This is a genomic window from Rhodonellum sp. (assembly GCF_030656585.1).
In the GTDB taxonomy this organism is placed as follows: domain Bacteria; phylum Bacteroidota; class Bacteroidia; order Cytophagales; family Cyclobacteriaceae; genus Rhodonellum; species Rhodonellum psychrophilum.
On the sequence record NZ_JAUSPP010000031.1, the window covers coordinates 485,761 to 497,249 of the forward strand.

The window sequence follows — 11,489 nt, forward strand, 5'->3', positions numbered from 1 at the left end:
ATTATGCAAAAAAGAATCCTACTTCTCTTCTTAATAAATATCATTTCCATTTCCTTCTTATGGGCACAAAATGATTTTCCACCTTCGCCAAATCCACCGAGATTGGTGAATGATTTTACCCAAACACTTTCTCCCTCCGAAATTTCACAACTGGAAAACAAATTGGTGGCCTATAATGACAGCACCTCTTCCCAGGTGAGTATCGTCATGATCAGGTCAATTGGGCCATATGACATCAGTGATTATGCTTTCAAGCTGGGTGATTTGTGGGGAATTGGAAGAAAGGACAAAGAGAACGGCATCCTTATCCTCGCTGCGATGGAGGATAGAAAAGTATTTATAGCCACAGGATATGGAATGGAAGGTGCCGTCCCGGATATCTTGGCAAAACGGATCGTGGATCAGTTGATTGTTCCAAATTTTAAAATGGAGCAATATTATACGGGCTTGGACAAAGCCACTGATATGATCTTTAAACTTGCTTCAGGAGAATATCAGGCAGATAAAGTCATCTCAAAAGGGAACCATGGAGGAGCAATCGTATTCTTCCTGTTTTTTCTTTTCCTTTTCGTGATTCTTCCCATGCTCAAAAACAGAAAAGACAACGACAACCATATGGGTGGAAAAGGTGGTGGAATCGATTTGTTCACCAGCATCATGCTTGCCAATTTGCTCAGAGGCGGCGGAGGAGGGAAATTTGGCGATTTTTCTTCTGGGCGTGGAGGATTTGGCGGCCGCAGCGGCGGCGGCGGATTTGGTGGATTCGGTGGAGGATCTTTTGGTGGTGGTGGAGCTGGTGGCAGTTGGTAATCCAACACCATCAAATACCAAGGTTATCCACTCTCCTCACCAAGCTATTTCCCTGCAGCAATTACTGCCAAGTCGACCGTAACTGCACCAGACATCAGCAGGCTGTTGGCACAAGAGGTAAGGGTGGCTCCAGTTGTCATGACATCATCCACCAAGAGTATTCTTTTTCCTTTGATTTCGTCAAAATAACGGGCGGAAAAAACATTGGCTACATTTTCTAAGCGCTCCATTCTCGATTTCTGCGTTTGCGTATCGGTAAATTGATCTCTTTGCAAACCCCTTGAAATGGGGACTCCCAGTATTTCACTCAAGCCCAAAGCAAATTGTTCGCTTTGGTTGTATCCTCTCCTTTTTAATTTTATGGGATGTAAGGGCACAGGTATGATATAATCCCAATGGGAACCAAAACCCCATTCGCTAAGAATGTGGGCATATATCCTTCCAAGTTCAACCCCTATTTCGGGTTTATTCCTGTATTTGAGCTGGTGAAGCAATTTTTGACTGGTCCCTTTTTTGGTGAATTGGAGAAAGGAAATGACCAAGTTTGGCTTGGTAAGCCCCAAGATTTTTAGGGAAAGTTCGTTGTTTTGGGGCCTTTGGTGGTAATTGGTGATCGGAAGAGATCCAATGCACACCTTACAGAGTTGGTTTTCAAAAACAAAAAGACTCCTCTTGCAAACACAACAGGTTTTTGGGAAAACCAAGGACAGAAAATCTTCAAAAAAAGTGAAACGCATCTCGAAAAAGGGTTGTTACAAACAATGGGCGGAAAATACCTGTTATATTTGCCAGTTAATTAAAATTTTAATTAAAAGTTAATGAATTTAATAGAAGAATTCAACACCTATAGAGGCCAAATGAACGAAAAGATCATGGCCGCAGACAACAAAGTAATAAAAAGATTCTTCAATTTGGACACCAATACCTACGCAGCAGGTGCTGTTAATGTCAAAACAAAAGAAATGATCGGGTTGGCATGCTCTATGGTCTTGAGATGCGATGATTGTATCAAGTACCATTTGGGTAAATCCTTTGAAGAAGGCTTGAGCAAGGAAGAATTGTTTGAGGTATTTTCCATTGCAACTGTTATTGGCGGATCCATTGTAATCCCACATTTGAGAAGAGCCGTAGAATACTGGGAAGAACTAGAAAACACAGTAAAATAACATGTTCAAAAAAGATCTCGATCTCGACAAACGATTCAACAAACTCCTCTTTGGAATACAAGAATTGGTTGGAAAAAAGCCCGCCGATCTCAACGGAGTGTTGTTCCTGATTGGCGTCCAGGAATTGGGGCAGGGGCAACGGAATTTTACAAAAGAACAAAAACAAGACCTGATGCATATCGCAGTCTGCAAGGTACTGAGTCTATCGGGTTTTTATGAATTGGACTTCATTGATCAAGACGGATGGCCACATTGGAAACTGTTGAAAAAACTTCCCCATTTCAATGCCTTGGAACAAGAAAAACTACTCAAAATCCACACGCTGGATTATTTCGAGCAAGAATTCCAGATAGAAATCAAATAATTTACTTGATTTGGGAACAAAAACAATCAATTGCAAATGAAATTCGTATCCTATAATGTAAATGGCATCCGGGCAGCCTTAAACAAGGGTTTTAGAGACTGGTTAATAGCCGTGAACCCAGATGTAGTCGGCCTCCAAGAGGTAAAGGCTTTGGAAAACCAAATCGACCGAAGCCAATTTGAAGACCTAGGTTATCACATCTATTGGCACCCTGCCGTCAAAAAAGGATACAGTGGAGTGGCTATCCTTAGCAAAATCAAACCCAACCACGTCGAATATGGAATGGATCATTCCCTATATGACGATGAGGGGAGAATTATAAGAGCAGATTTTGACGGGGTTTCCTTCCTTTCTGCCTATTTCCCTTCTGGCACTACAGGTGATGTAAGACAGGATTTTAAATATCGTTTTCTGGATGACATATATGGCTATTCTCAAGATTTGATAAAAAAAATTCCTAATTTGATATTGAGTGGAGACTATAACATCTGCCATAAGCCAATCGATATCCATAACCCGATATCCAACAAAAATTCCTCGGGATTCTTACCCGAAGAAAGGGCTTGGATGGATAAGTTTACCAGTACAGGATTTGAAGACAGTTTCAGGTTGTTCAATCAGGACCCCCACAAATATACCTGGTGGAGTTACAGAGCGGGATCCCGAGGTAAAAATTTGGGTTGGCGGATTGATTATCATATGACGACAAGTCCACTTAGGGAGAAGATCAAAAGGTCGTTGATTTTACCAGACGCCATTCATTCCGATCATTGTCCCATTTTAATAGAATTGAACTAAAAATAAATAAGTAATTTATCAATTTTACCATAAAAGCTTCATGAAATCTATTAAAATTTCAATTCCCTCTTTGATTGAAAACATAAAAATCGTAGAAAGCTTCATTGACAACGCAAGAGACAGATTTCAAATCAATGATGACATTTACGGAAACATCATGATTTCGGTAACAGAATGTGTAAGCAACGCGATTCTCCATGGAAACGGTGCTGATAGCGCCAAAAACGTGGGCCTTGAGTTGTTTTTTGAAGAAGACCAAGTTCGGTTTATCGTAAAAGACGAAGGAAAAGGATTTGATTTTGAAAACATCAAAGACCCAACATCACCAGAAAACCTAGAGAAAATGGGGGGTAGGGGAATTTTTATCATGAAGCACCTGTCTGATGATGTAAAGTATGAAGACGAAGGAAGAAGAACCATCTTGACATTTTACATCTCTTAATATGGCGATTCAGTTTTTTGAAGAGGAAATCAAATTCCAGCTTAAAGAAAAGAACAAACACAAAAAATGGTTGAAGAAAATCGCCGAAGAAGGTGGGTACTCTATAGGGGAAATAAACTATGTATTTTGCTCTGACGAATACCTTCACCAAAAAAACCTGGAGTACCTCAATCACGACACACTCACAGACATCATCACTTTCGACAATTCTGAAGGGGATAACAAAATAGAGGCAGACATCTTTATCAGCATAGACAGGGTAATAGACAATTCCCAAAGAATGGACATTCTGTTTGAGACAGAATTGTTGCGCGTAATGAGCCACGGGATTTTACACCTAATGGGCTACAAAGACAAAAAAGAAGAAGAAGTGCTGAAAATGAGAAAAATGGAGGAAGTCTGCATCCATCATTTTCAAAACATGTAAATGTTTCACGTGAAACATTTACAAATACACCACGTGGAAAACACACTAAAATCCATAACAAACGGAAGTGTTCCACGTGAAACAATTAAGAAAACAATTTATGTTTCCAATATACGACGTAATAGTAATAGGGGCGGGTCATGCAGGTTGTGAGGCTGCGCATGCCGCGGCAAAAATGGGATCAAAGGTATTGTTGTGTACCATGAACATGAACACCATTGCCCAGATGTCCTGCAACCCAGCCATGGGCGGTGTGGCCAAAGGTCAAATCGTGCGAGAAATCGATGCGTTGGGAGGAATGTCAGGCATTGTTTCAGACAAGTCGACCATTCAGTTCCGAATGCTCAACAGATCAAAAGGGCCTGCCATGTGGTCCCCGAGAGCCCAGAATGACAGAATGCGTTTTGCTGAAGAATGGAGGCTAGCCCTAGAACGAACACCAAATGTTGATTTCTGGCAGGAAATGATCAGTGGAATTGTGGTAAAAGACAATAGAGTGGTCGGGGTCAGAACAAATATAGGCATTGAAATTCAAGCAAAATCCGTCGTTCTTACAAATGGCACCTTCCTGAATGGGATCATACACATTGGGGAAAAACAATTTGGTGGTGGAAGGACCGGCGAATCCGCTTCAAAAGGAATTACAGAGCAACTTGTAGGCCTTGGCTTTGAAGCTGGGAGAATGAAGACCGGAACACCGCCTCGTGTGGATGGCAGGAGTTTGGATTATACCAAAATGGAAATCCAACACGGAGACGAGAACCCAGAAAAGTTCTCCTATTCTGATGAAACCAAGCCGATAAAAGAACAAAGACCGTGTTGGATTACCTACACAAATACAAATGTCCACAAGGCCTTAGAAAAAGGCTTCGACAGATCTCCAATGTTTAATGGACGTATCCAAGGTCTGGGCCCGAGATATTGTCCATCCATTGAAGATAAAATCAACCGTTTTGCCGAAAGGGAGAGACATCAAATATTTGTAGAACCTGAGGGTTGGGATACAGTTGAAATCTATGTCAATGGTTTTTCAACCTCATTGCCACAAGATGTGCAGTACGATGCAATCAGAAAAATAGAAGGTTTTGAGCAAGCCAAGATGTTCCGTCCTGGATATGCTATAGAATATGATTTTTTTCCTCCAACCCAACTTAAGGCCACCCTGGAGACTCATTTGATAGAAAACCTGTATTTCGCAGGGCAGATCAACGGGACAACAGGATATGAGGAAGCCGCTTCACAGGGATTGATGGCAGGAATAAACGCATCATTAAAAACTGATGAAAAAGATCCTTTCGTGTTGAAAAGATCTGAAGCCTATATCGGTGTATTGATCGACGATCTTATCAACAAAGGCACAGAAGAACCCTATCGCATGTTTACATCCAGAGCGGAGTTTCGATTGCTTTTGAGACAGGACAATGCAGATTTGAGATTGACCCAATTGGGACATCAAATCGGTCTGGCAGATGATATCCGTATGGAAAAAATGCTTGACAAAAAAGCAGATACCGCCAGATTGATCAATGACCTCAAACAAAAAAAACTCGCTCCAGAAGAGATCAATATCAGCCTAGAAGGTTTGGATACGGCAACTATAAAGGAAAAAATAACCTTGGAAAAGCTATTGAAAAGGCCTCAAATAGGATTGACACAAATTATGGAATTGGATGCTAATCTAAAGCAATATCTATCCAAATACAGCAAAGACGCTTTGGAGCAGGCAGAGATTCTGATCAAATACGACAGCTATATAGAGAAAGAACAACAGATGGTCGAAAAACTCAACAATATGGAAAATTACAAAATCCCCATAGAATTCGATTATCTGGGAATAACAGCCTTATCAGCGGAAGGTAAACAAAAACTCAACAAAATAAGGCCCGAAACATTAGGGCAAGCATCAAGAATAAGTGGTGTGTCACCAGCAGATCTATCCATACTAACGGTTTACCTAGGAAGATGAGAGAAAGATTAACCAAATGCCCACTTTGTAAAAGTGGGCTTTTTCTTAATCATACAGAAGTTAAAGACTTTGCTGTTAGCCAAGAAAAATTTTTGCTTTGCCATTGTTCCTCTTGTAAGTTGATATTTACAAACCCAAGGCCAGAAGAAAAAGACATAGGAAAGTATTATGATTTTGAGGGGTATATTTCACACCAAGACAAATCAAATAACCTAACCAACATTATATACAAGTGGGTGAGGAAAATAACCCTAAAAACCAAAATTTCATGGATTCATGACAGATGCCCACAACCTGGTAGATTGTTGGATTATGGGTGTGGAACTGGTTATTTTTTAAAAACAGCAAAAAGATCGGGATGGGAAGTAACTGGCATTGAACCCAACCAAGATGCAAGAAAAATAGGAAAAGATTTTGGACTCAACATCTTAAAAACCATCGATAATCTTGATGAGGAAAAGAAATTTGATGCCATAACATTGTTCCATGTATTGGAACACATTCACTCATTGAGGAAAACGAGTAAGAAATTAATCAAAAAACTCAAAAATGACGGCTTCCTCTATATTGCTGTTCCCAATTATGATTCATTTGATTCCATACAATACAAAAACAATTGGGCTTCCTTGGATGTACCGAGACATTTGTATCATTTCACCAAAGAAAGCATACAGCACTTTGCCAATGAAATGAGCATGGAGATTATAGATCAAAAACCTATGGTTTTTGATAGCTATTATGTTTCTCTTTTATCAGAAAGTTATGTCCATCCGAAAACAGCCAAATTGAAAAACTTGATGAAAGCACTTACAATGGGCTGGAAATCAAATAGATGGGCAAAAAATAATGATGGAAAATATTCAAGTATTTTGTTTATTTTGAAGAAAAAATGAAATTAATCCATAAATTATTAATATTTATAGCAGTATTCATACTTCATTCATGTGCTAAACAAAGCACGCCAATGGGAGGTCCAAAAGACCTGGATCCTCCAAAACTATTGGAAACAAATCCTAAAAACAATGCGGTCAATATAAGACCATCGACCATCATTCTCGATTTCGATGAATACATAAACATCGAAAACCCCAACAAGCAAGTGATTATCACACCGAGAATAAAAAAGGATGAGATGCAGGTCTTAGCGGTAAAAAACCGTGTGACCATGAAACTAAATCAAGAACTTGAGGACAACACCACATATGTGTTCAATTTCCAAAAAAGCATTACAGACATCACAGAAAAAAACCCAGCGGAAAATCTTAAACTCGTCTTTTCTACGGGTGAGAATATAGACAGTTTAACATTTTCGGGAAAAGTAAATTTCTTGTTTCCACAAAGAGAAAGAAACATGAAAGATGTACTGGTAGGATTGTATCCATTATCAGACACGACAGATGTACTGAGCGGGCCTCCCTATTACATAGGACAAGCTGATACGTTGGGAAGATTCGAAATCACAAATATCAAGGCAGGAGCATACAGTGCTTATGCCTGGCATGATACTAACAACTCCCTTAAAGCTGAAGATAAAACAGAGCCATATGGGTTCTTGGATACTGAGGTCAACATAACAGACAATATTGACGACGCACAATTTTATATATCAAAAGCTGATCTATCTCCAATTAAGATTAATAGGAGTTCGCCTGTAGGCACCAATTATGATATCATTCTAAGCAAGACTATCACAGAAGTAGAGGTAGAGCATCCAGACATTCATAAAAAATTGTTTTATAGAATCAAGGACAAAAATATGCGTTTTTACCACACTGATTTTGAAGGAGACAGTACGGCCATTGGGTTGGTTTTCAAAGATTCCGTAGGTTTCAAAAAGGATACAATGGTCTTTGCCAAGTTCCAAGAGAGTGATAGATCAAAAGAGAAACTGGAAAGCACAATCAATTCTGGGACTAATTTTGTCAGAAAATTTACCTCGGAGATAACTTTCAACAAGCCCATAAAGAAAATAACACTGGATTCCTTATTTGTCAAATATGATACAGCATCAATTTTACCGATAAAACGAGAGTGGATATATTTAAAAGACAGCTCAGATTTTACAAAAATATACATTGATATCGCTATTCCAGATTCCTTAAAGAATGAAGTATTCACAGTTTATTCAGCAGATTCAACCTTTTTTGATGTAGAAGGACTTACAAACGAAAATAAAATTGAGGGAACGTACAGGAAACTAAAAAAGGAAGTTCTTGCGGATGCTTTGAGAGTAAAGATAAACAGCAATAGATATCCACTCATCATCCAATTATTGAACAACAAAGATCAGTTGGTCAAGGAAGAATACCTAAAGGACAAAAATGAGATTGTATTTATGGAATTGGAAGCGGGAACCTATCGAGTAAGGATTATCGAAGACCTAAACGGAAATAGGAGATGGGATCCATCAAATCTCACGGAAAAAAGACAAGCCGAGCCGATATATTACCATATCAATTCCGAAAATGACAACTCACGGGACATCATCTTAAAAGCAGGATGGGACAATGAAATCACCATCAATCCTTTAAATCCCATTGGACTAGGCCTTTTGAAAAATGGAGAAAACGAACCCTCGCCAACAAAAGATGAAGAAAATCAACCCACAATACTGTAGACAAGTACCCATAGGACTGTGCATAAGTAAGGATAAAATGGGTACAAAAAGAGGTTTGTCCCCAAATGAGATTTTTAAAAAGAGTAAAAGTTTTTAAAGTATGGACAACTCTATGTTTGTACACCCTTGTCAACAATTACAAACACAAGTTTTTATGAACAGCTATCTTTTTCGGGATTGTTCACAACTTTATCGGTTTTTTACAAGGGTAGATGATAATGAAGAAGTTATCAAAGAAAAAAATGTGGGTAAGAGGTGCATAACATTCATCGATTCAAAAAAAATCCTGTGGGAAACTATTTGAACAATTGTTATCCACATATCCACCCTATAATAACTTTAATAGTTCTCTTCTTAAATTAATCAAATAAATATACAATAGGGTGGATAACTTATTTTGATCGCTTTTGCTTTCCTCAAAGCTTTTTGATACCTTAAAAAAACATTAAGCCCATTTCCACATGCAGATCAACAGACTCTTTGACATCATCGATTATCAGATTTTAAAATACAACAAAGAGGTCGCCCTAGGCCATAAAGTAAATGGAGAATGGGTAACCTTTTCATCCAAGGATTTGAAAAAGATAGTGGATCAACTGAGCATGGCTTTTTTATCGTCCAATATTGGGTCAGGAGACAAAGTTGCCATTATTTCAAACAACCGTCCAGAATGGAATTTTATAGATTTGGCGCTCCAGCAAATAGGCGCCATATCTGTTCCGATGTATCCAACCATCTCAGCAGAGGACTATAAGTACATTTTTGAGCATGCAGAGGTGAAAATGGTTTTTGTGGGTGATGAGGAAATATTAGCCAAAGCAAAGGAAGCATCCCTTGGAATTGAAAGGCAGATATTCTCTTTTGACAAATTAGAATCCTGTATCCATTGGGAGGATTTTATGTCAAAAGGAAAGAATGGAGATTTGAGTGCGCTAGAGACGGCTAAATCATTTGTAATGGAAGAGAGTCTCTTTACCATTATCTATACCTCAGGAACGACCGGAACACCCAAAGGAGTTATGTTGTCGCATGGCAACGTGCTACACAATGTATCTGCAGTGGAAGACCGGATCATTGTACCTGCTGGAAATTCGAAGGCATTAAGTTTCTTACCCCTTTGTCATATCTATGAAAGAACAGGCTCTTTTTGTTATCTATTCATGGGTATTTCCATTTATTACGCTGAAAGTATGGAATCAATTGGGGAAAATTTAAAAGAAATCCAGCCTCAAATGTTCAATACAGTCCCCAGATTACTGGAAAAAGTATATGATAAAATTGTTTCCAAAGGCTACGGGCTAACCGGTATAAAAAAATCGCTCTTTTTCTGGGCCTTAAACCTTGGTCTGCAATATGAACCCTCCAAGGATCAGGGATCATGGTACAATTTTCAATTGAAATTGGCCAATAAAATCATTTTCAACAAATGGAGAGAGGCGCTTGGAGGCAATATTATGCAGATCAATTCAGGCGCATCTGCACTTCAACCAAGATTGGCCCGGGTTTTTTGGAGTGCTGGCATTCCTATTTGTGAGGGTTATGGGCTTACCGAAACTTCTCCCGTTATATCCACTTCCGTATGTAATCTAAAGGAAATTAGAATAGGATTTGTAGGAAAATTGGTCAAGGAGGTCGAAGTCAAAATTGCTGAAGATGGAGAAATCTTGGTCAAGGGACCAAATGTCATGAAAGGCTACTACAAGAATGCAGCATTGACCGCAGAGGTACTCAAGGATGGCTGGTTCCATACAGGCGATATTGGAGAGCTACACGAAGGCAATTACCTAAAGATCACTGATAGGAAGAAGGAAATGTTCAAAACTTCCGGAGGTAAATATATTGCTCCACAGCCTTTGGAAAACAAATTCAAGGAATCTGTTCTAATCGACCAATTGATTGTGGTGGGAGAAAACAAAAATTACCCAACGGCACTGATTGTTCCGAGTTTTGATGCACTAAAGGATTATTGTAAACACAAAGATATCCCCTACACCCATGACGAGGAGATGATCGCAAAGGATGAAATTTTGGAGAAATTTCAAAGGGAAATAGATGATCTAAACAAGTATTTTGGGAAATGGGAGCAAATCAAGAGGTTCAAATTGCTTTCAAAATCCTGGAGCGTGGAATCCGGTGAACTTACTCCAACCATGAAACTGAAGAGAAAAGTGATACATGAAAAATATGCGAAAGAAATGGAAGATTTATACAAATAAAATTTTCAGAAACTTATTTTGATATTTCAGTTTTCTAATCCAAAATTCAATACTTAATGGCCCTAAATTGATAACGGAAAAATAATATTCCGTTATTTTAAAATTTATGTTTTTTTAATTTCCTCTGCATGCATAACTTTTTTAGGAAATAGTATGCATGCATACAATATTTTTCTTACATTAGAAGTGTAAAATATTGTCTATGAAACGAGAAGAAACGGTAGATCATCACATCAAGAGTGCTTGGCATGCCATTTCCAGGATGTACAATCAAAAAGCAGCCCAGGAAGATTTTACCACGGCCATGGGATTTGTTCTGATCAACATCAACTCCAAGGAAGGGACTGCTGCCACCAAAATTGCCCCATTGATTGGACTGGAGGCAAGAAGTCTCACCAGGATGCTCAAGACTATGGAGGAAAAAGGATTCATTTTTAAAAAAGCGGATCCAAATGACAAAAGATCCGTGAGGATATTTTTGACGCCGGAGGGTAAACGCAAAAAGGCAATTTCAGTGGAGACCATCAAAAATTTTAATCTTCAGGTAAGGGAATTGGCCAGTGAAAGTGAGCTGGAAATTTTCTATTCAGTGTTCCAGAAAATCAATAAAGTCATTGAAAATATTCAATCAGAACCAATAAACCCCAATTCGTACAGTGATAAGGTGTACGAACTTTAATAAA

12 protein-coding genes are annotated in these 11,489 nt (G+C 38.8%); 11 read left to right on the forward strand and 1 reads right to left on the reverse strand.

Translation table 11 applies throughout. From position 1 onward, the window contains the following. The first annotated feature begins 3 nt into the window (after positions 1 to 3). Positions 4 to 810, forward strand: a complete 807-nt coding sequence (locus Q7J63_RS08995) for a YgcG family protein (protein WP_304885527.1) — start codon at positions 4 to 6, stop codon at positions 808 to 810. 44 nt (positions 811 to 854) lie between these two features. Here the strand turns inward: Q7J63_RS08995 and Q7J63_RS09000 are convergent, their stop codons facing one another. Next, the gene (locus Q7J63_RS09000) at positions 855 to 1,547 is read right to left on the reverse strand and encodes a ComF family protein (RefSeq protein ID WP_304885529.1); all 693 of its coding nucleotides are present in this window, start codon (positions 1,545 to 1,547) and stop codon (positions 855 to 857) included. A gap of 81 nt (positions 1,548 to 1,628) precedes the next feature. On the opposite strand from Q7J63_RS09000, the gene Q7J63_RS09005 reads away from it, so the two are divergent. From Q7J63_RS09005 to Q7J63_RS09050, 10 genes are all read left to right on the forward strand, one after another. Continuing rightward, a complete protein-coding gene (locus Q7J63_RS09005; RefSeq protein ID WP_019595944.1) occupies positions 1,629 to 1,976 on the forward strand; it encodes a carboxymuconolactone decarboxylase family protein in 348 nt (115 codons plus the stop codon). Between the two features lies 1 nt (position 1,977). After that, complete coding sequence (locus tag Q7J63_RS09010; RefSeq protein WP_019595943.1) at positions 1,978 to 2,340, forward strand: hypothetical protein; 363 nt, start codon at positions 1,978 to 1,980, stop codon at positions 2,338 to 2,340. Between the two features lie 36 nt (positions 2,341 to 2,376). Next, positions 2,377 to 3,138 carry an exodeoxyribonuclease III gene (locus Q7J63_RS09015; protein WP_304885531.1) on the forward strand — a complete coding sequence of 254 codons (762 nt, stop codon included), beginning with the start codon at positions 2,377 to 2,379 and terminating at the stop codon, positions 3,136 to 3,138. A 40-nt stretch (positions 3,139 to 3,178) separates the two neighbouring features. Continuing rightward, complete coding sequence (locus Q7J63_RS09020) at positions 3,179 to 3,580, forward strand: ATP-binding protein (protein ID WP_019595941.1); 402 nt, start codon at positions 3,179 to 3,181, stop codon at positions 3,578 to 3,580. A 1-nt stretch (position 3,581) separates the two neighbouring features. After that, a complete protein-coding gene (ybeY, locus tag Q7J63_RS09025) occupies positions 3,582 to 4,007 on the forward strand; it encodes an rRNA maturation RNase YbeY (protein ID WP_304885533.1) in 426 nt (141 codons plus the stop codon). Between the two features lie 100 nt (positions 4,008 to 4,107). Continuing rightward, a complete protein-coding gene (gene mnmG / locus Q7J63_RS09030; protein ID WP_304885535.1) occupies positions 4,108 to 5,973 on the forward strand; it encodes a tRNA uridine-5-carboxymethylaminomethyl(34) synthesis enzyme MnmG in 1,866 nt (621 codons plus the stop codon). A gap of 236 nt (positions 5,974 to 6,209) precedes the next feature. Next, complete coding sequence (locus tag Q7J63_RS09035; protein WP_370691878.1) at positions 6,210 to 6,866, forward strand: class I SAM-dependent methyltransferase; 657 nt, start codon at positions 6,210 to 6,212, stop codon at positions 6,864 to 6,866. Positions 6,867 to 6,937: 71 nt separating this feature from the next. Further along, the gene (locus tag Q7J63_RS09040) at positions 6,938 to 8,590 is read left to right on the forward strand and encodes an Ig-like domain-containing domain (protein ID WP_304885539.1); all 1,653 of its coding nucleotides are present in this window, start codon (positions 6,938 to 6,940) and stop codon (positions 8,588 to 8,590) included. A gap of 461 nt (positions 8,591 to 9,051) precedes the next feature. Further along, positions 9,052 to 10,806, forward strand: a complete 1,755-nt coding sequence (locus Q7J63_RS09045) for a long-chain fatty acid--CoA ligase (protein WP_304885541.1) — start codon at positions 9,052 to 9,054, stop codon at positions 10,804 to 10,806. 202 nt (positions 10,807 to 11,008) lie between these two features. Then, entirely contained in the window at positions 11,009 to 11,485 is a 477-nt protein-coding gene (locus Q7J63_RS09050; RefSeq protein WP_019595933.1) for a MarR family winged helix-turn-helix transcriptional regulator, read from the forward strand. Positions 11,486 to 11,489: the final 4 nt, after the last annotated feature.